Source organism: Filimonas zeae (assembly GCF_014641615.1).
GTDB lineage: Bacteria > Bacteroidota > Bacteroidia > Chitinophagales > Chitinophagaceae > Filimonas > Filimonas zeae.
In genome coordinates this window covers 1,258,748-1,280,182 of the sequence record NZ_BMIB01000003.1, presented here as the reverse complement: position 1 = coordinate 1,280,182, position 21,435 = coordinate 1,258,748, and the positions used below count along the sequence as shown (strand labels likewise).

Annotated in this window: 14 protein-coding genes; 9 read left to right on the top strand and 5 right to left on the bottom strand. The window is 46.4% G+C overall.

The features are described from left to right. Positions 1 to 44: 44 nt before the first annotated feature. Positions 45 to 446, top strand: a complete 402-nt coding sequence (locus tag IEY13_RS18165) for a DUF4870 domain-containing protein (protein ID WP_188954723.1) — start codon at positions 45 to 47, stop codon at positions 444 to 446. A 46-nt stretch (positions 447 to 492) separates the two neighbouring features. Here the strand turns inward: IEY13_RS18165 and IEY13_RS18160 are convergent, their stop codons facing one another. Then, positions 493 to 1,854, bottom strand: coding sequence for an MFS transporter (locus IEY13_RS18160; RefSeq protein ID WP_188954721.1), 1,362 nt, complete (start codon positions 1,852 to 1,854; stop codon positions 493 to 495). Between the two features lie 5 nt (positions 1,855 to 1,859). Continuing rightward, entirely contained in the window at positions 1,860 to 2,321 is a 462-nt protein-coding gene (locus IEY13_RS18155) for a hypothetical protein (protein ID WP_188954719.1), read from the bottom strand. Between the two features lie 223 nt (positions 2,322 to 2,544). Here IEY13_RS18155 and IEY13_RS18150 point away from each other — a divergent pair, with 223 nt between their 5' ends. The 4 genes from IEY13_RS18150 to IEY13_RS18135 all read left to right on the top strand — a co-directional run bounded on the left by IEY13_RS18150 (position 2,545) and on the right by IEY13_RS18135 (position 6,258). Then, positions 2,545 to 3,441, top strand: coding sequence for an AraC family transcriptional regulator (locus IEY13_RS18150; RefSeq protein ID WP_188954718.1), 897 nt, complete (start codon positions 2,545 to 2,547; stop codon positions 3,439 to 3,441). Positions 3,442 to 3,538: 97 nt separating this feature from the next. Continuing rightward, positions 3,539 to 4,501 carry an SDR family oxidoreductase gene (locus tag IEY13_RS18145; protein WP_188954715.1) on the top strand — a complete coding sequence of 321 codons (963 nt, stop codon included), beginning with the start codon at positions 3,539 to 3,541 and terminating at the stop codon, positions 4,499 to 4,501. A 30-nt stretch (positions 4,502 to 4,531) separates the two neighbouring features. Continuing rightward, positions 4,532 to 5,341, top strand: a complete 810-nt coding sequence (locus tag IEY13_RS18140) for a helix-turn-helix transcriptional regulator (protein ID WP_188954713.1) — start codon at positions 4,532 to 4,534, stop codon at positions 5,339 to 5,341. A 167-nt stretch (positions 5,342 to 5,508) separates the two neighbouring features. Continuing rightward, the gene (locus IEY13_RS18135; protein WP_188954711.1) at positions 5,509 to 6,258 is read left to right on the top strand and encodes an SDR family oxidoreductase; all 750 of its coding nucleotides are present in this window, start codon (positions 5,509 to 5,511) and stop codon (positions 6,256 to 6,258) included. A gap of 51 nt (positions 6,259 to 6,309) precedes the next feature. Here IEY13_RS18135 and IEY13_RS18130 read toward each other — a convergent pair whose 3' ends face one another. After that, positions 6,310 to 7,707: a sigma-54-dependent transcriptional regulator gene (locus IEY13_RS18130; RefSeq protein ID WP_188954709.1), complete on the bottom strand. Its 1,398-nt coding sequence runs from the start codon at positions 7,705 to 7,707 to the stop codon at positions 6,310 to 6,312. Positions 7,708 to 7,776: 69 nt separating this feature from the next. Here IEY13_RS18130 and IEY13_RS18125 point away from each other — a divergent pair, with 69 nt between their 5' ends. The 4 genes from IEY13_RS18125 (at position 7,777) to IEY13_RS18110 (ending at position 17,000) form a co-directional block, all read left to right on the top strand. Then, on the top strand, positions 7,777 to 10,020 hold the full coding sequence (locus tag IEY13_RS18125) for a sensor histidine kinase (protein WP_188954707.1): 2,244 nt from the start codon (positions 7,777 to 7,779) through the stop codon (positions 10,018 to 10,020). A gap of 132 nt (positions 10,021 to 10,152) precedes the next feature. After that, entirely contained in the window at positions 10,153 to 11,208 is a 1,056-nt protein-coding gene (locus tag IEY13_RS18120; RefSeq protein ID WP_188954705.1) for an alpha/beta hydrolase, read from the top strand. 495 nt (positions 11,209 to 11,703) lie between these two features. After that, positions 11,704 to 14,979 carry a SusC/RagA family TonB-linked outer membrane protein gene (locus tag IEY13_RS18115; RefSeq protein ID WP_188954703.1) on the top strand — a complete coding sequence of 1,092 codons (3,276 nt, stop codon included), beginning with the start codon at positions 11,704 to 11,706 and terminating at the stop codon, positions 14,977 to 14,979. Positions 14,980 to 14,990: 11 nt separating this feature from the next. Continuing rightward, positions 14,991 to 17,000: a RagB/SusD family nutrient uptake outer membrane protein gene (locus tag IEY13_RS18110; RefSeq protein ID WP_188954701.1), complete on the top strand. Its 2,010-nt coding sequence runs from the start codon at positions 14,991 to 14,993 to the stop codon at positions 16,998 to 17,000. A 103-nt stretch (positions 17,001 to 17,103) separates the two neighbouring features. Here the strand turns inward: IEY13_RS18110 and IEY13_RS18105 are convergent, their stop codons facing one another. Both IEY13_RS18105 and IEY13_RS18100 read right to left on the bottom strand, forming a co-directional pair. Continuing rightward, positions 17,104 to 18,186: an AI-2E family transporter gene (locus IEY13_RS18105; protein ID WP_188954699.1), complete on the bottom strand. Its 1,083-nt coding sequence runs from the start codon at positions 18,184 to 18,186 to the stop codon at positions 17,104 to 17,106. Positions 18,187 to 18,847: 661 nt separating this feature from the next. After that, positions 18,848 to 21,235, bottom strand: a complete 2,388-nt coding sequence (locus tag IEY13_RS18100; protein WP_188954696.1) for an ABC transporter permease — start codon at positions 21,233 to 21,235, stop codon at positions 18,848 to 18,850. Between the last annotated feature and the right edge of the window lie 200 nt (positions 21,236 to 21,435).

The window sequence follows — 21,435 nt, the reverse complement described above, 5'->3', positions numbered from 1 at the left end:
TCCTTATTTTAAGGTATTCTAAACCTAAAGCTACTGTTTGTATTATGACAACACGCGAACAAGATGTACGTACCTGGTCAATGTTATGCCATATCAGCGCATTGGCCGGGTTACTGTTTTCACTGGGCAGTCTGCTTGGCCCTTTACTGGCCTGGCAACTGAAAAAGAATGAATTGCCCGAGATTGAAGAACATGGCAAAGAATCGCTCAATTTTCAGATAACCGTAATTCTGGTATCGTGGATATTGAAATTCATTTTTGTACCTGTTATAGGTGCAGGCCTTTTATTTGGCGGCCCCTTTTCTGCTATCGGTAATGGTTTGGGCATCGGCTCTGTTTACCTGCTGGTAAACCTGCTGGGCTGGATACTGGCGGTGGTAGCAGGCATACAGGCCAATAACGGTGGCTTTTACAGGTATCCTTTATGTATAAGATTTATTAAATAATCATGCTATGTTAATTATCAGCTTCAGTGCTGGTAATTAACATATTTTACAAGGCGTGCTTCGGGCGGCGGTATAAAGGAATCAGCAGCAGTAATACCAGCACACACGAAAAGAGGGCATACCCCGCCAGATGATGAAACCCCGTATCAGTAGCGCCGCCCTTGTACTGCACTTTCAGCGCCACGCCGGATAAAATGGCACCCAGGTAACCCACCGTACGGTATAATCCAAATGAAATTCCCGTTTTACCCGCCGGTGTTTCCTGGTACAAAGCACCCTGGTTGGCAATAGCCAGCAGCCCCAGTGTTAAACCTGTAATAGTGGAGACCACCACAACAGCGGTAAGCGTACTCTGTGCTTGCAGCAGCAACAAACCGGCCGTACTCAGCGCCAGCATGCCACTGCCAATAGCCAGTAACTTATACACCTTTTTAGAACGGGCAAACAGCAAACTCATGCAAATAGCTGCAGCAGACTGCGGCAGCATCAGTAACCCCAGCCGGGCAGGTGTTATATGCCGCGTTTGTTCTACCCACTGCGGCATGGCATACAGTACAATATACATCACGAACGTAATGCCGGTTTGCCGTATAAAGGTAATGCTCATGGGCAGGTTGCTGCCAAACAGGCGTATATCAATAAAAGGAGTGGGGTGTTGCAATTCCCGCCGTATAAATGCTATACTTAATACCAGCAGAGCTATGCTTTTCAGCCACCAGTAATGGGTGCTCAGCAGTAGCGATAATAGTGCTGCCAGCGCACCGCTAAACAGGGCAATGCCTACAAAATCGGCTGCTGCTATAGAAGTGCTTTGGTGTGTTGACGTAGCGGTTTTGTTTTTGCCCTGCCATGCAGATAGCAGCAAAGCCCCGCCTGCCAGCGGAATGTTTACATAAAATATACCCTGCCAGCTAAAGTACTGGGTAAGCATGCCGCCAATAAACGGGCCCATTACCATAGACACCTGCCCCGCTACGGCTACAATACCCAGCGCTATGCCTGGTGTGTCCTGTTGTTGGGCCTCAAACCGTTCACGTATCAGTTTTAGCGAGGAGGGATAGGCGGCGGAAGTTCCCAACCCCAGCAGAACGCGGGATACAATAAGCCAGTTGAAATGCGTGGCGGTAATGCCAATGCCTGCAGAAATCAATACCAGTGCATAGCCCGCGGAGCTTACCCGCCGGGCACTGTATATATCTGCCAGCCTGCCCATTAATGGCTGCCCGATAGCGGAAGTAAAATACAGGGGAATAATAAGCAGGGCACCGGCAGAGATCTCTTTACCAAAAGCCTGGCAAATAGTAACAAGGGCGGTTGCCAGCATGGTAGAGTTAAGCGGGTTAAGCATATTGCCCAGCACCAGCGGAACCATAAAGCGTATAAACCCTTCCTGTTTGTGTGGCTTCATCCAGGTTAGTAAATGTCTGTTCTTACCACATACACATAGCCAACGCCTTCTGTACCGTCTTCCAGGGTATAGCGTGTAAGCTGTCTTATATAACCTTCTCCTACAAATTCATCCAGCCGCTGCCAGTGGTGACCCATATCTTCTGAAAACAGAATGTGTGCGGTTATGGCCTGTGCTTCTTCTTCACCGGCTGTGCGGTAGCCCGCATAACCCAGGTCGGCACCCCAGCCCTTGTTTTCAAGCCTGCCCTGTATAGTGCATTGTTGCCATTGGCCCCTGATGTTTTTGATAAAGTTGTAATGCATACCGCCAGGCGCTAAGCCGCCGTAAACAATAAACGCATGCCCCGGATGCTGCTTTTGTAATAACGAAGCTTCTGTAGCAGATACATCCGGATAACTCAAATGCCCGAAACGATCTGTAAAAATGTTCTTTTTGTTGTTCAGCGAGTGGATAACCTGTTCCATAATCATTTGCACAAGACCCTTACTGTTCACAATCTCGTGTCCGCCGCAAAATTCCGTAATCTCTGCACATTTACGAAATGAAATTAGGGTAATACGATATTTCGGAGCCGGTTATTGATATTTCGTGGGATACAGGATGTTATAACGGGTAAATGGCTGATACTCATACTGCTTTCAGGCAGGCACGTAATTGGTAAAAACTACTAACCAAATACGTAACGTTATGCAGTCACTAACCAAAACCCGTTTTCATACAGGCGCCTGTTCCGGTCAGCCTGTGTTTGAGTTGAAGTCGTTGAATTGTTTTCATCCGGATACTGTAATGGAAGGGCTTAACAGCGTATCGGATAATTATGAAATTATATGGATTGTTAATGGAAGCGGCACATTTTCTATCAATATCAATAGCTGGCCTATAGCAGATGGGACTGTGTTTTGCATCAGACCAGGTAGTCCGTTTCATTGCCAGGCAACTACCGGCCTGCAGGGGTACTACCTGTCTTTTAACGATGCATTTCTGGGTATTACAGCGCCGGGTAACGAGGCGGAGTTTACCAGCTCGCTTATCAGAATGTTCAGGTATATACGGGGGGCAAACGTGGCTGAGGATCTGGCAGCTGAATTGCAGGTAGTGGCAGATAGAATAGCAGAAGAGTACAGTAATGAATTACCCCTGAAGAATATGATGCTGCGTATGTATCTCAACGCCTTTCTTATTGGGTTATCGCGGCGTTTTGAGGCGGAGTTTGTTTGTACGTATAAGTCGAGGGATATAGCACTGGTAGAACGTTTTTTGGGCCTGCTCAAAAAGGAAGTAAATGTAAAGCTGATGGTGTGTGATTATGCCAGCCAGCTGGCGGTTACTTCCAATTACCTCAATTCCATTGTAAAAAAGCATACTGGTTACAGCTGCGGGTATCATATCAGGCAATGCATTATTCTGGAAGTAAAAAGAATGGTGAAGTACACGGATGTTTGTACAAAAGAAATAGCCTGGTACCTCGGTTTTACCGATATGGCCCATTTCAGCAAATTCTTTAAACAGAATGCCGGACTTAACTTTTCAGTATTCCGCAAACAGACCATGGTGGCGGAGTCGGTAATTACGATGGATTATTAGCGGTGCCTGCTGACGTTTTTGGCAAAGCAAAATTGACTTTTACAGCAAAGTGGCTCCACAGTCAGGCAACTAATTTTGATGCTGTAAATAACAGAATATGAAACAGGAAAAAGTATTGGTTACCGGCGGTACCGGGTTTGTGGCAATACATACCATTCAACAGCTTTTACAGCAGGGGTATACGGTTAACACTACTGTACGCACAATGCAGAAAAAAGACGTCGTGGTAAAAGCATTGCAGGAGGCAGGAATAGCGCATACCGGCAGGATTCATTTTTTTGAAGCAGATTTAAACAGCAACGCAGGCTGGGCAGCAGCGGTGGCTGGCTGCAGGTATGTACTGCATGTGGCATCTCCCTTTCCTGCCGCAGAACCCGAAAATCCGGATGAACTGATTATACCTGCCAGAGATGGCGCCTTGCGGGTGTTAAAAGCAGCTGTTGCGGCAGGCGTACAGCGTACGGTACTTACCTCTTCGTTTGCCGCAGTAGGGTACAGCAATAACACACCGGGATATGTGTTTACAGAGAGCGACTGGACACAGCCGGAAACGCCCAACAGAGCCTATATCCGATCTAAAGCTATTGCGGAGAAAGCGGCCTGGGATTTCATGGAAAAAGAGGGGGGTGATATGGAACTATCCGTAATTAACCCCGTTGGTATTTTCGGGCCGGCACTGGGTGGCATATCTTCCGCTTCATTAGATACGGTAATAACGGGTATAGTGGAAGGGCAGATTACAGAAACGCCTCCGTTTACCATGGGCGTAGTGGATGTAAGAGATGTGGCAGATATTCATATCAAAGCTATGTTGCACCCTGCCGCTGCGGGTGAACGTTTTCTTGCCACCTCAGAAGGTGCTATGAGTTTTGCAGACGTAGCAGCACTTATTAAAAAAGAACGTCCGCAGCTGGCTGGCCGTATGGCCGATCTGCAACCAGTAGATAACAGCCTTTACGTACACATTTCTGCCGCAAAAGCGGCTAAGATGCTGAACTGGCACGCCCGCCCGAAAGAAGAGGCCATTCTGGCGGGTGCAGATAGCTTTTACAAGCCGTAAATTGCATACTCAAACCATTAATCAAATCATTTGGAGTCTGGAAAACTGGGGTCGTGTCATTTAGGCCCGGAGATATCGGCGGAGCATGTGATAAAAGAACACTTCTTCCTGTACATCCATCGCGGTGCTATGGCGGTGTATGATGGGGGAGGAAAGCATACCGTGCAGCCCGGTAACTTTGTAATTGCCCGTAAACACCAGCTGGTAAGGTATATCAAGTACAGAGAAGATGATGCATTTGAAAAAGTGGTAATTGCTTTAGACGAGGCGTTTCTGAAACAATTTCAGAAACGCCACCCTGAATGGAATAAAGAACAAGAGGCTGCTGCCGGTAACGATGCGGCTTTTCTGTTTGTGCAGAAAAACAAATGGCTGGAAAGCTTTATTACTTCACTGGAACCCTACCTGGGTAGCAGTGAGCAGCTGGAGGAAGCTTTTGCGGATGTTAAAAGGGAGGAGTTACTGCTGATACTGTTAAAAACAGATGCATCGCTGGCGCAGGTATTATTCGACTATGGTATTCCCCAGAAAATAGACCTGCGTGAGTTTATGAATAAAAACTTCCGGTTTAATGTAAGTCTGGAGCGCTTTGCATTTCTTACCGGCCGCAGCCTGTCTTCTTTCAGAAGAGATTTTCAGAAAACCTTTGGTGAAAAACCTGCTATATGGCTTAAGCGCAAACGGCTTAACGAGGCTTATTTTTTAATTCACAATAACCATCTGCATGCCAGTGATGTGTATCAGGAGCTGGGGTTTGAAGATCTGTCGCACTTTTCCTATGTATTCAAACAACAGTTTGGCGTTACACCTACACAGGTCTATGCAAAGGCAGTTGGTTAAACCATTGCCTGCGTTTGCCCGGTTTACGTAAACAGTATTGATATATCGTGAGTGCCGCATAGCGGCATCGCCGCGTTGTGCTGAAAACCAGGCAGATAGAGATCGGGCACTCTAATGGCTTACCAGATCTGTTATCAAATCCTTTCAACTTTTGTAAAAAAGAAAACATGAAGTTTTTAATTATCGGTGGAACAGGCCTGATTGGTTCTAATGTAACAAACAAACTAAAGGCGGCAGGTCATGAGGTGGTGGTGGGTGCGCCCGCAACGGGGGTAGATGCGTCAAGCGGGGCAGGAGTGGCGGAAGCTATGAAGGGGGTAGAAGTGGTAATAGACCTTTCTAATTCCAGAGCATTTGACGATGAAACTGCCCTGGGCTTTTTTCGTGCCGCAGGCGGCCATCTGTTGCCTGCGGCTGTGGCTGCCGGGGTAAAGCATTATCTGTGTTTGTCTATTGTAGGGGCAGACAGAATGGGCGCAATGGGATATATGAGGGCCAAGCTTTTACAGGAACAGCTAATTAAAGAATCTGGTTTGCCTTACACCATCATCCGCAGTACACAGTTTCAGGAGTTTGTGCCTTTTATTGTACAGGCAGCAACGGCTGGCAGTGAAGTACATATTTCCACGCTGGATTTTCAGCCGATAGCTACGGAAGAAGTGGCTTCTTTTGTGGCTGCCTTTGCTACTGAAGTACCTGCCAACGGAATTACCGAAATTGCAGGCCCCGAGCGTAAAACCATCGATGCTTTTGTGCAGGAGTATCTTGCTTTAACCGCTTCTGCTGCTAAGGTGGTAACCAATAATCAATCTGCTTATATGGGTACGGTAGTACCGCAATCAGCACTGGTACCATTGGGGCAGGCACATCTGGGTAAAATAGCTTTCCGGCAAACGGCTAAGACGATAGCTGGTTAAGGTTATTCTATCACACTACCGACAGGAAGGCTGGTATAAAGCCTTCCTGTTTTACGTATCTTTTTCAGCAGAGGTTAACAGTCGGTCAATACCCAGTTTTTTCATTCTTGAGTTGAGTGTGTTGGCGTTGATGTTCAGAATATCCGCAGCGCCGTTCTTGCCTGCTATTTTTCCGTTGCAGCTTTGCAGTACTTCTATAATATGGTCGCGCTCGTTTTCTGTTATGGTTTTAAACCTTCCGTTTACGCGGGCGCTGTCTGTAACATGTAGCTTCTTAAATGCGGGCATCTCCAGCGTTTCAATTACCTGCCCCTTTGCCATTACTATGTTCCGCTGTATCGTATTTTCCAACTCCCGTATATTGCCCGGCCACAGATAGCTGGTGAGTTGCGCCATAGCTTTGGCAGATAACTCCAGCGGGGTTGGACTTTTCATGCTGCTGTACTTCTGCAGAAAATAGCTGGCCAGCAGGGGTATATCTTCCTGCCGCTCTCGCAAGGGGGGCATGGTAACAGGAAAAACATGCAGGCGGTAAAACAGGTCAATTCTGAAACGGCCGCTGGCTACTTCTTCTTCCAGGTCTTTATTGGTGGCTGCAATAATACGTATGTCAACCTTTCGTGTATGGCCGCCAATCGGCTCTACCTCTCTGTCCTGTAACACCCGTAAAAACTTTACCTGCAGCTCTGGCGGCAGTTCGCCTATTTCATCCAGAAACAGCGTACCTCCGTTGGCCTGTTCAAATTTGCCGCATTTGCTGGCGATAGCACTGGTAAACGCACCTTTTTCATGACCAAACAGCTCCGATTCAATCAGGTTGGCGGGTATGGCTCCGCAGTTTACGGCTATAAAAGGTTTGTGTTTGCGTGCAGACAGCTGGTGTATGGCTTCGGCCATTACGCCTTTGCCCGTGCCGCTTTCGCCCAGTATCAGTACAGAAGTGTCGCAACTGCTCACATTCATGGCTCTTTCCATAGCAGTAACAAAGGCATTGCTTTTACTGGTAAGGTGGGTAAGCTCTGGTGGCAGGTTATTCATTACTGCTTTTCTGCCGCGGCTTTCCTGCTTTTCCTCAGGCCTGTTCCGGTGCAGATATAATGCTACATCCAGCATATTCAATACATCTCTGGCCCTGAAGGGCTTGGCCATGAAGCCATAGGGCTTTGTAACCTTTGCCTGTTCAAGGCTTTTACGGCCGGAATTGGCTGAGAGGTAAATGAAAGGAATATCGCGCTCATGCAGTATATGGCCCAGATCTATGCCGGTTTCGGCACCGTGAAGGCAGATATCCAATAGTACTATATCTGGTTTTTCTTTTTCCAGAATAGTCAGTGCCTGAGGTACCGAACGGGCTATAGTGCAGGTAATATAGTCCGCTGCGGTTAGAATTACATTCAGGCTTTGTGCCTCAATAAAAATATCTTCGACAATGAGAATTTTTGCTTTCAAGATAAAGGATTTTACTGCCCGCAGACAGGCTGTATAAAAATACAATAACTGACCCATAAATCATATGCTATGAAGACCATAACTGTACTGGCAGCTATGTTGTACTGTTGTTTACTACCTGTGAAGGCAACAGCACAAGCTACACGCGATACAAAAGCAGACTCGCTCTTAAAGGTGCTTGCTGCAAGCAGAACAGATGCGGATCGCATACGCTTATACGGTGAGCTGGCGGAACATCATATTTTAAAGCCGGATGAAAACAAGGCAGATATAGATAAAGCAGAAGCTTATTTATATAAAGCCGATCGACTGCTTGCAGAAAGGCCGGTTCAGGAAGCTGGAGCTTATTTGTTACTGGTGAAAAGTTATCTGGCAAAAGAAAAACACCAGTTGGCTAATGGCAAGGCGCTGGTACTGAAAGCGCTGGAAATGCTGAAAGCGGGTTCGGATCAGTTGCTGCTGGGTAGAGCCTATCTGGGCGTAGCAGATTATTATGGTTTCAGTGAGGCGGAAGAAGCTAAGGAAAAGATACGCTGGACAGAGTTGGCCTGTCAGGCGCTTGCCAGGTGTGCCGATTCTATCCGATATGCAGGTGTGGTAGTGAATCTGGCAGAGCTTTACAACGTGGTGGGTAATAATAAACAGGCTTTGACACTGCTGGATCAGGTAATACCCCTTTATCACAGGCATCAATATAAACGCCTGTCAGGTGTTTATATGGTATATGGCAGTGTGTATGAAGAATTGAACGATGATAAGAAGGCGTTATCTTATTTTCTTTTGGCCCTGAAGGAGGCAAGGGCTGCGAATGATACCTCATTTGTATTGTGCCAGATGAACAACCGCATTGGAAGTCTGATGATAAATGCGAGAGAGTTTGAAAGCGGTATTCCTTATCTGCTGGAAGCCTTACGCATAGCCCTGAAGTTTAAGGATGCTAACGCTGTTCTTACAGTATTATATAATTGCGTAAACGCTTATGTATTTCTGAATAAGCCGGAGGATGCATTAAATCTCCTCCGGTCTTTGCCACAGCAGTATGTTACGGCGCCGCCTAAAGAATGTGTAGCTATTGTTCCATTTTGTTATATGTATGTATATGCAAGGATGAAAAATTATGCACTTGCTGAACAGTATGCAGGCAGGGTGGCTGTATTAATTGAAACTGCAGCTGTTTCTCTTCACGAAAAAGCAAATTGTTATAGCATACTCTTCAGGATATACCTGGCTCAGCAAAAGCTTGACCAGGCAAGTCTGTATATGAAAAAAATGGATTCCGCTGCTCACGTTACGGGCGACAGGGAGTACGCAAAAACTGTCACTCACATGCAATTCAGGCTGGATACGGCACAGAGTCGTTACCAGCAGGCGCTGGTCAACCTTATAAAATACCATAAAATCTCAGATTCGCTATACACGCTGGAAAACAAAAAACAGCTGTCAGAGTTACAGTTGACTTATGAAACTGAAAAATCTAAAAACGAAATCAAGCTACGCGATCAGGATATCCTTATGCTGAACCAGAAGAATCAGCTACAGAAAAGCACATTGGAAAAGGCTACCCTTATCAGAAATATCACTGCTACAGGGGTGGTAATATTAACAGCGCTGCTGGCGCTGGTATATCATCTGTTTCGTTTAAAACAAAACCGCAATAAAACTATTGAAACACAGAATACACAGCTACAGCGGTTGGTGTCAGAAAAAGAGTGGCTGGTAAAAGAAGTACACCACCGGGTAAAAAATCATTTTCATATGGTAAGCAGTCTGTTGGAATTACAAAGCAGTTACTCTGGCGATAACCAGAACCCGGTATCTATGGCCATCAGAGAAAGCCAGAGCCGTATACAATCTATGTCACTGGTACATCAGAAACTCTATCAGTCAGAAGAGTCTTCCGATATCTATATGCCCGAATATATTTACGAGCTGATGGATTATCTGCGGGACAGTTATGGTATACGTAATCAGGTGAGGTTTGCGCTGGATATTGAAAAAATCTCCCTCCATCACCGCTTTGCGGTTAATATTGGTCTTATTATAAACGAGGCAATTACCAACGCCATTAAGTATGCGTTTCCTGCATCCAATGAAGCGCTTATCCGTATTGCGCTTAAGGTGGAGGGCGGCTCAGACCTGGTGCTGGAAATTGCAGATAACGGAACGGGCATGTCACCAGTGCTGCCAGGCAGTTCCGGAGCTGGTATGGGGATGGATCTGCTGAAGGGACTTACAGAAGATATGGGTGGCCAATTACATATAACTGCAAACGATGGCATGCATATTCACATTTCGTTTCAGTTGCCACAGTAGTAAACTGTCTGGTATTTCGTTGCGGCTCCCGATATTTCGGAAGTAGCCTGGCAATTGTTATGCGTTGCGCCCTCGGTAGCAGTATGTTAGCAACCGGGCATGCTGCTGGCTATGTGTGAAGTAAACAGAGCTATGAAGAAATTTGTGTCAACGCTGTCTGTAACAGCCTTATTATTCATTGTTTTAAACTCAAACACCATGCAGCAAAGCAACCATTACACAGGTAAACCGGAAAACGATCCTAAGATATTCCGGGAGGTAAGAGCTTTTTTAAAGGCGTTAAATAACAGCGGCGGAAAGCCGTTGGAGCAGCTATCCCCGGCAGAGGCCCGGAAAGTGCTGGAAGGGGCACAGCAATCCGTGGCTGTAAATGTATCAGGTATTGAAGAGTCTGAGCGGCTGATTACACAGGATGGTCACACCGTAAAAATTCATGTGGTGAAACCGGAAAAGGTAAAAACCGGTGGAGGCGTGTTTGTGTTCATTCATGGTGGCGGATGGGTGCTGGGCGATTATCCCACCCACCGCAGGTTGGTGCGCGATCTGGTGGTGGCCAGCGGGGCAGTAGCTGTTTTCCCGGATTACACACCATCGCCCGAAGCGCAGTATCCGGTAGCCATTAACCAGATTTATGCTGTTGCCCAATGGGTACAAGCCCATGGCAGCGAAATAGGGGTAAACGGTAACAATATGGTTATCGCGGGTAACAGTGTGGGAGGGAATATGACGGCCGCTGTGGCGCTGATGGCTAGAGACAAAAAAGGCCCTGCCTTTAAACTACAGGTGATGTTATGGCCTGTTACCGATGCCGATTTTGATACAGAATCGTACAAACAGCTGGCGGAGGGAAGGTTTCTTACCCGTAATATGATGAGGTGGTTCTGGGATAATTACCTGCCGCAAAAAGAAAAGCGGAAGGAACGCTATGCATCTCCGTTGCAGGCTACTATTGAGCAACTCACAGGTTTGCCGCCGGCACTGGTACAAACTGCGGAAAACGATGTGCTGCGCGATGAAGGGGAGGCCTATGCCAGGAAGCTGAATGAGGCTGGTGTACCCGTAACGCTTACCAGATACGGTGGCCTTATTCACGATTACGGGCTACTCAACCCTATTGCAACGGTACCCGCCGTTAAAACAGCCCTGTTACAGGCTGGTGCCTGTATAAAAGAGGCACTGGATAAATAAGTGCCCGTATTTTGCATTGCATCCCTTACATTCTGTTTTGTTTACACAGTATGTAAGGGATGTTTGCTTTCGGCTGTACAGGCTCACTTCTCAAATTCAGATATAATTAAATATGATAACCTGCATACCCGGCACCTGGTTACCAGATATGCTGTGTGCGTTTAACACTTTACAGCCCCATGGCCCCCCTTACAGGCAGGGGGCACCCTGTTATGTGCTGTAAATTATAGGTTTACCCCCCTTAATTAGCAAATTTACCCCCCACGGATTTACCCCCTTCGCGCCTACTTTGCAGTAGCGCTGCAAGCTGCTCTTTTAAGGGGTGCCTGCAGATTTACCGCCAAAATAATTGCCGTATGTGTTGTATAAGAAGCTTTGCGTATTTACCAAGATTACCTGCGTTGTGTACTTCTGCTGATTATTTGCAATCGGCGTCAATTATTAAACGTCTGTTTAAAAGAGTGTAACCGTTCTTCTGCCATTAAAAAAACAATTATGCTTAAAAATCTGTCCTGTAAACAAAATGGGGCTGCGCTGCTAAAAGCCGGCGGGTTCATTTTGTTTTGCTTTCTGTTAACCCTGCCTCAATTCGTGCTTGCGCAAAACGCAAAAGTGAATGGCAAGGTGTTAGACTCGCTCGGCAACGGAATTGCCGATGTAACGGTACAAGTAAAAGGCAAAACTGCCAATGCAATAACCAACTCGTCTGGTAGTTTCTCTATTCAGGCAACTGCGGGCGCAGTTTTGGTAATTACGCACATAAACTACGCCAGCCAGGAAGTTACCGTTACCGGTAGCGATCTTATTACAGTAAGCCTGAAATCTACCGCATCTGCTTTAAACGATGTGGTGGTAGTAGGGTATGGTTCTATGAAAAAGAAAGACCTTACCGGTTCGGTGGTACAGGTACGTCCGGAGCGCCTGGCCAATGAAAACCCTAACACTGTGCAGGACATCCTGCGCGGTACGCCTGGTTTGCAGGTTGGGTACGACCCCTCCGCAAAAGGTGGTGGTAGCATGCAGATCCGTGGTCAGCGTTCTCTTTATACTGCTGGTGGGCATAACGATCCACTGATTATTCTGGATGGTATGCTGTTTTATGGTGAATTATCGGAGATTAACCCCGATGATATCAGCCAGATTGATGTATTGAAAGATGCATCTGCTGCAGCGGTGTATGGTTCAAGAGCAGCTACCGGTGTTATTATTATCACTACCAAAAAAGGTAAAATTGGCAAGCCGGTGGTAAACATCAGTGCCAACTACGGCGCTACCACTAAAAGTGCTTACCGCGAGGTGTTTGGGCCTGATGCCTATATAAAATACCGTGAAGACTGGTATAAAAAAGATTCCTATGGTATTAACCCTACCACTGGCAATTACGAAGCCTACCAGGCTTCTACCAACGCAGGTAAATATGGCTTTTATGATAACCCGGCAAACCTGGGTAAATACGGCGTAACGCTGGATCAGTGGCGCGCTTATACCCCTAATACCGCCGGCGAATCGGATGCCAGCATTTATGCCAAACGCCTTGGCCTGGAAGCAGATGTGCTGAACAACTACCTGGCGGGTAATACTTTTGACTGGTACAAGCACACCTTCCGCACTGGTATTAACCAGGATTATAATATGAGCATTTCAGGCGCCAGCGACAAAATGAATTATTATATGTCTGCCGGTTACCTGCGTAACGAAGGTGCTGTACAATATGATAATTATAAAGCCGCACGTGCCAACCTGAAACTGGAAGGCAAAGTGAATAAGTTTCTGGAAATTGGTGCCAACATTAACTTCCAGAATCGTAGCGATGGTGCACTTACACCCGGCCTGGGATTAAACTACTGGGATGCAAACCAGATTCGCAATGCGCCGTACAGCCAATACCGCGATGCCAATGGAAGACTGGTACAGTACCCCGTACATGCCGGTCAGCAGAGAGGCGTTAACTACGATTTTGACAGGCAATATCTGGAACTGGAAAAAGGCTTTACCGTACTAAACTCTATGTTCAATGCAAAAGTAAAACTGCCTTTTAACATCACTTACCAGTTTAGCGCATCACCACGTTACCAGTGGTTCTACAACCGCTACTTTATGTCTGCTGCATTACCTAACTCCGCAGCAGTAAACAGAGGGGTTGACCGCGAAACAGCCAAGAACTTTGACTGGTCGCTCAATAACACCATTACCATGGATCAAACCTTTGCCGGAAAGCACCGTGTAACGGTTACCCTGGTACAGGAGGCGGAAGAACGCCAGTATTGGCAGGAGCGCATTGAAGCGCGTAATATTCAGCCATCTGATGCATTGGGTTTTCATAATATTGGCAGTGGTACAAAAGAGAATAATACTATCAGTTCCAACGATACCCGCCAAACGGCTACCGGTTTACTGGCAAGAGCGTTTTATTCTTACGACAGCCGGTATATGTTAACAGCCTCTTTGCGTCGTGACGGTTATTCTGCTTTCGGACAAAACAATCCATACGCAACCTTCCCATCACTGGCTGTTGCGTGGAACTTTACCAATGAAGACTTTTTTAAGTGGAAAAACGTAATGAGCTCCGGTAAGCTGCGCCTCTCATGGGGTGAAAATGGTAACCGTGCGCTGGCCGATCCGTATATTTCACTGGCAAACCTCAGCTCTGGTTTAGGTGCTACTATGGGTTATATTACAGGTGCTACTATGAACGAGGTGAAGTACCTGATTGTAGACCGTATGTCTAACCCCAACTTACAGTGGGAGAAAACACAATCCACCAACCTGGCTTTGGATTATGGTTTCCTGAACGACCGTATTACAGGTTCTCTGGAATTCTATACCATGAAAACGCACGACATGATTATGACGCAGCGTTTGCCCGATATTACCGGATTTCCAAGCATTACCACCAACCTGGGTGAGGTGCAGAACAGAGGTTTTGAATTTTCTATCAGTTCTGCCAATATTCAGAACAGAAATTTCAGATGGAATACGTCACTCAGCCTTTCTTACAACGTAAACAAAGTAAAACACCTGTACTACCAGTTTGAAACCACGCTTGATGCACAGGGTAATATTACAGGAACCAAAGAGATTGATGATCAAACCAACGGCTGGTTTATTGGTCAGCCTGTCAGCGCCATCTGGAGCCACCGTACCAACGGTATCTGGCAAGCAAATGAAGTAGACGAAGCTAAACGTTACAATCAGAAACCAGGCGATCCTAAAGTAGTAAACAGTTATACTGCCGATGATCAGGTAAACGCCAATGGAACCATAACGCCTGTGTATAACAACAACGACAGGCAGTTTCTGGGTCAGACAGCACCTCCGCTTAACTGGCAGTTGCGTAACGATTTTACCGTGTTTAAAAACTGGAATATCGGTGTTAACATCTATTCCTACATGGGGCATAAAAGTCTGGACGGTAACTACCTGAACAACGATAACGGTGGTTCCTTAATCACTTATGGCTTTAATACTTTTGCCAAACCCTACTGGACTCCGGAAAACCCAAGTAATAAGTATGCAAGGCTGGATGCTGTTACACCATCAGGTGCTAACGCAAGCAGACTGTATAACCGCAACTTTATCCGTTTAGAAGGTATTTCATTTGGTTATACATTCCCTAAAGACAAGATTTCTAAATTCGATATATCTAATGTGAAGATATACGGCTCTATACGTAACGTAGCGGTATGGCAAAAAGAGTGGGAGTATGGCGATCCTGAAACAGGCGGCCTGGCAACCCGTATTTTTCAACTGGGTCTGAATGTTAACTTTTAAAATCAAGGGCAATGAATTTATCTAAATATAGCAGCATAAGGTCGTTATCGGTAGTAGCTGTATCAGCCGTTTTGGGCGGGTTACTGTTAGGAGGGTGTAAAAAAAGCTTTCTGGAGCCCGATCCGTTGTCTTTTTTCGAGCCTACCACCACTTTTACCACTGAGCCAGGTTTAAGAGCAGCTTTGGCTATCTGCGACCGCCATCTGCGTTCGTACTGGACCAATACTTCTTCTAATACCAACTCTGTGGTAATAGGTACAGAATACATGATGTCTGATGTAGCTGTTTATGGTAAAAGTGATGTGGATGGTAACAACGTAAATTTCAACTTTGCAGATGGATTAACACCTACAGGTGGTGCAGGAGGTCCGGGAGGAAATGATGGTAACTACATTAATCATTACTGGGATGAAACATATAACGGTATTAAGTATGCCAATACCATTCTTACCTATGCCGATAGAGTAGCGGGTTTAAATGAGACTACCAAAAATCTGTATAAAGGCAGTGCTTACTTTCACCGTGCCTACCGTTACCTGGCGTTGGTTTTTCAGTACGGTAACGTGCCGCTGATTACCAAAATTATTGAGGTGCCCAAGTTGAATTACAAAAGCACTAAAAAGGCTGCCATTCTGGAAATGATTACCAAAGACATGGAGTTGGCGGTAGAGTGGGTGCCTGAGCAGAAAAACATGACTCAGGTAGGTTCTGTAAATAAAGGAGCCTGCCGCATGCTGCTGGCCAAATGTTATCTCGCTACCGGTCAGTGGCAAAAAGCCAAAGACCAGCTGGATATCATTATCAACCAGTCTGGCTATTCCTTAATGCAAAATACTTTTGGCACCTTCTATCCAGGCGGCGAAGCCAGAACCTGGAATGTTACCCGTAACGTAATCTGGGATTTACACCGTTGCGAAAACAAGCTGATACCAGCCAATACAGAGGTAATTATGGGTATGCCTAACCGTGGTGCCCAATCAAACATTGCCTTTGCTACCATGCGTATTTTTGGGCCTTTATACAATTCCGGCAACCTGAAAGCGCCGGATGGTATTAATGGATTAGACCTGTATGCACGCAACAGCAGCAATTACCGGGCTGATCTGGATTTTGGCCGGGCACTGGGCCGCGGTATCGGAACCATCCGTCCTACGCCTTTTGCAGAGCATGCACTGTGGAATGTAAACGGTGTGGAAGATAGCATAGATCTGCGCCATAACGGAGCTTCAGGCAACTGGGTGAATATGACATCGCTGCGTTATATTACCAATACTACTTCTTACCGTGGTCAGAACCTGGTATTAAGACACCCAACAACAAACGCACTTTTATGTGCTGATACCATCCGTAGCTGGTTCAACTGGCCACATTATAAACTGTTTATAACAGATGTGGTAGCAGAAGCTGCTTTGGGTACCAACGCGTATCAGGGTGCTTCTACCGGCAGTGTTGCCGATTGGTACCTGTATCGTTTGGCAGAAGCGTATCTGCTGCGCGCAGAAGCTAAGTTTTATCTGGGTGATGCTACCGCAAAAGATGATGTAAATGAAATAAGAAAAAGAGCAAAGTGTGGCCAGCTATATACTTCCAATGTTACCATTGGCGATATTATGGATGAGCGTGCCCGCGAGCTTTACCTGGAAGAGTGGCGCCGTACCGAGCTGTGCCGTGTTTCTCATTGCCTGGCGTTAAGCGGCAAGCCTGACGAATGGGGTAATGTATACAGCGTAGATACGTACGACAAAGCTTCCGGAACTGACCTGGCTGGTGGTAGCTACTGGTACAAACGTGTTGTGTTGCGTGGCGGGTTGTATAACATAGGTGGCGTAAACTCTAACAACAGGTTGTTAAACTATAAAATAGATAAGCGTAACCTGCTGTGGCCTATTCCTAACGATGTTATTACAGCCAACAACAGAGGCGTGCTGTTTCAAAACTATGGTTATCCCGGATACAATGCTGCTACAGCTATGTGGGATAAGTGGGAAGATGCAGTGGCAGATGAAGATAAAACCAACTAATAGCTGATATAGCTTTTAATAGACATGCCCCGCTGCTGTTTTAGCACGCGGGGCATGTTTGTTTTTATACCATATTATAGCCTGCAGCAACTCTGCAATAGCATCAGGCATCTGCCGGCTGCTGCCTTTTCTTTTTATCATCTTGTTTCTTTTCCTGCCCCATAAGGTAAGCATACGGTTGTAGGGCAGGTACATGATCGCAGATAATTTTAAGCATTCCCATCAGGGGTATCGCCAGTATCATTCCGGGTATACCCCATATAAACTCACCCGCCACCAGCCCCACAATGGTGGCCATAGGGTTAATATTCACTTCTGCACCCACCACCAGTGGTTCCAGCAGGTACGATTGTATAAATTGCACCAGTGCATACGTTACCAGTATACCAATAATCAGATTAGTACCACCGCCCTGCACCAGCGCCATCAACAGGGTTACTGCCGTGCCTGTAAGGTTACCCACAAAAGGTACTATTTCCAACAGGCCACAAAGTATGGCAAAAAACAGGGCATTTTTTACTCCGGCAATGGAAAAGCCAATGCCATACATTACCCACAGCATTGCAATCATCAGCGCCAGCCCGCCCAGGTATTTCTGAATTACCTGCTGTACTTCCTGTATAGTTACTATTGCGGCTGCCTGCGAGCTTTGGGGCACCAGGCGTATAATAAATCCTTTTATCCGCCCCCTGAAGTGCATAAAAAGAAAAATATATACAAACACCAGCAACAGGTTAGTGAGAAAAGAGCCCAACCCGCTTATTATCCCGGTTATTATACTGGCAGCTTTACCCGAAGAGCCAGACTGCTGCTCCTTCAGCATCTGCTGCTGCTTTTCAGGTGAAATGCCATATTCAGTAGCTATATACGTACGCAACTCCTGATAACGCCGCGCTATTTCCTGCTCCAGCTTACCGGCATTTTCCGCAATATCCGATACCTGCCAGCTGATAAACAGCACGATACCCGCCAGCGCCAAAGCCAGCAACAGCATAGAACACAAAATGCTTACAACCGGCGGCCAGCCGTTCCGCTGCAACCACCTGGCAACAGGCAGCAACAACATAGCCAATAGCCCGGCAAAACAAATGGGAACAAAAAAGGGCTTACCTGCCACCAGAATGGCAATCAGCAGCACAGGAATGGCAAGTACAGCAGCGGCTTTGAGTATTTTTATAGATTGCATACTTACCGGGCTTCAATAAGTATACCTGATTTATGGAGCGGTGTAGTAAGTTGTTTTGCGCTGAATATTATCTCCTTTGACGGTATTTCTGTTGCTCTAACGTTTTTTCTGCTAACGTAACTGATAGTTTGGTTACTGTAAACCTGATGCTTGTTAACCGGAATGGAAATTTGGTTAACGAAATTCTCTTTTCGGTTACTGTACATGATAATCTGGTTACTGCGAACGTCGTATTTGTTAACCGAAACGGAAATTTGGTTAACAAACTTTTCATATCCGTTAATGTGAATGATAATTTGGTTTACTTAAACCATTTGTTGGTTGACGGGAACGGGAATTTGGTTAACAAAATTCTCATGTTGGTTACTGTAATTGGTATGTGTGTTAACCAAATTGGAATTTTGGTTAACGAAAATTCCATGTGCAGTAACGGAATTGACGCCTATAGTAACCAGAATGCCGTGTACAGTAACGGAAATACCATGCACAGTAACCGGATTAGTAATTTGAAAACTGTTCAGGCAGCTGAAAGTATTCCTATTTCTGTCTCCGGAACACTGAGGGCTTTTTAATATTCTCCGGTTCTGTTACGGCACAACGAAGGTGTTACCAGTTTTATATTTATTGGCATTTAAACTAACCATGATGCCGGTTACATTCACTACTCCGCCCGCAAACTCTTCAAAGGCGATAAAATCGCTGCCTTAAACGACCGGTACCCCGCCGTAAACACCGCTATCCCCACACTACACAACATCGCCGTTACAAATATCCCCGGCCCTATAGATATCCGGTAACTAAACTCCTGCAGATATCTGTTCATCACCCACCACGCCACAGGCACTGCTATTACAAACGCAATACACAGCAGCACCGCCAGCTCACGCCCAAACATCCAGAGTATATCTGCCAGGTGCGCGCCCAGCACTTTTCTTACGCCAATCTCTTTGTTCTTCTGCGCGGCCATAAAAGCAATCAGGCCATATAACCCCAGGCAGCCTATGAAAATGGCTATTAAAGAGAATATCTGTACAAACCGCAGCATAATGGTATCCAGCTCGTAAAACTTTGCAAGGCGGTCATCTAAAAACTCATATTTATACAGGTGGTTGGGAAAAGTTTCCGACCATATTTTGTCTATGGCCGCGAGGGTATTGTGTGCAGAGGCCATGTTAAGATTGATGGCGCAGTTGCGGTAATATTTCGGGCTTAGCACCAACGCTACCGGTTCCATAGTGCTGCGGAGGGAGTGGTTGTTGAAGTCTTTCACTACGCCGGTAATGGGTGCTGTATACACGTCACCGTTTAGTATGGCTACCTGGCCTATGGCTTCGCGGGCGTTGGTAAAGCCCAGTTTTTTTACCGCATTTTCGTTCAGAATAATGCCGGAGAGGGTATCGTTGCTAAGGAAGTTGCCGCCAGCTATAAAATGCAAACCAAATACAGTAGCGTATTGCTGGTCTACCTCTTTCATGTTAACACTCCAGTTGCGGTTTTTGGCTTCGCCATTCAGGCGTAGGCCGGTATAGTTGTTAGAGGAGGAGGCAGGCGCCTGTACGCAAAGGCTGATGTTTTTTACGCCGCTCAGTTGCTGTATGCGGGTGCGCAACGTGTGCTGCTTGTCTTTATCTGTAGGGGGCAGCGGCACCATTACAATGCCATTTTTGTGAAAACCCATGTCGGCAGTGGTGTTGTAGCGCATCTGGCTCATAATTACCAGACTGCCTATAATCAACATCTGGCTGATGCCAAACTGGGCTATCACCAGCACACGCCGCAGCGGAAAGCCGCCGATATGTTTCTGAGTAAGCTTGCCTTTTAAGGCAGCTACCGGCTGAAAGCGGGTGAGTACAATAGCGGGGTAGAAGCCGGAACAAAAAATAACCACAATCAGCAACAATACCATAAACAACAGCAACGATGGGTGTTGCAGCATGCTTAAGGACATGCGCAGACCAAACAGCCGGTTCATCAGTGGCATACTCAGCTGCGCCAGCCCATAAGCCAGCAGGGCAGCAAAGCAGCAGATAAGTGCTGTTTCTGTCATAAACTGGCGGAACAGTTGTACGCGGGTGCTGCCCAGTACTTTTCTTACACCTACTTCCCGTGCACGTTTCAGGGCCTGGGCGGTGGCCAGGTTTATAAAGTTTACACAGGCAGTAACAATTAGTAAAATACCTATCAGCGATAGGGCCCAAAGGTATTTGCGGTTGGTATAGCCATCATATGTAGTATTAAAATGAATATCAGATAAGGGCTGCAGCACAAACGTACAGGTCTTTACATCTTCTTCATCCATGTATTTTTTTATCAGCAGGGGGTAAGCCTTATTTACCTGCGCAGCGGTGATGCCGGGTTTCAGGCGTACAAAAAAGTTCATGGAGCTGCGTACGCTGCCCCAGCTGCTATCGCTGGATAGCCAGGCGCTTTTCTCGCGCATGCTTGCATACGAAAGGTAAATCTCCTGCTTGCGGTCGGTATTAGAAGGTATGTTCTCCAGTATGCCGGTAATGGTAAAGTTGGTTCTGTTGTCGTAACGTATCACCTTGCCAATGGCATCTTCGGTACCAAAGTATTTCTGCGCCAGTTGCCGGGTAATAACAGCCGTATGGGGGCTGCTGATGACGGTATTTTTATCACCCTTCCAAAGCGGAAAGTGGAATATGTCAAAAAAGGCGGGTTGCGCGTACGCTACGCCGGAGGCTTCTTCAAACTTAATTCCTGCACGGTCAGGCAGGGAAATCAACGCATCCTGGTACGTATTTACCATTGCTGCTTTTTCTGCAAAATCAAATTCATGCGTAAAGGCTTTGCCCAGAGGCTGGGGTACGCCAGACTGGTATTCGGTTACATCGGTAGTGTAAATGCTTACAGTGCGGTAAATGCGGTCCCTGTCGGGATGAAAATTGTCAAACTGCAACTGGTGGCTTACCACAGTATAAATCAGCAATGCACAGGCTATGCCCAGCGATAAGCCGCCTATATTAATGGTGGTGTAGGATGCGTTTTGCTTTAGGTTGCGCCAGGCAATGGCAAAATAGTTTCCCATTATAGTTGCAGTTTTGAGTTTGCTGTTGACTTACAACCGGCAAATCGGCTACCAAATAACAGGGGGCTGATAAACAAAGGGTTAGGGTGAAAGTGCGAGGGGAAGGTGTACGTTTTTGTTACAAACATGTCCGGTTTTATGGCAAAGGCGGGGAAATGCAGGGTTGAAGAATGGGGTATGGTACTGTTGAAAAGGGGAAC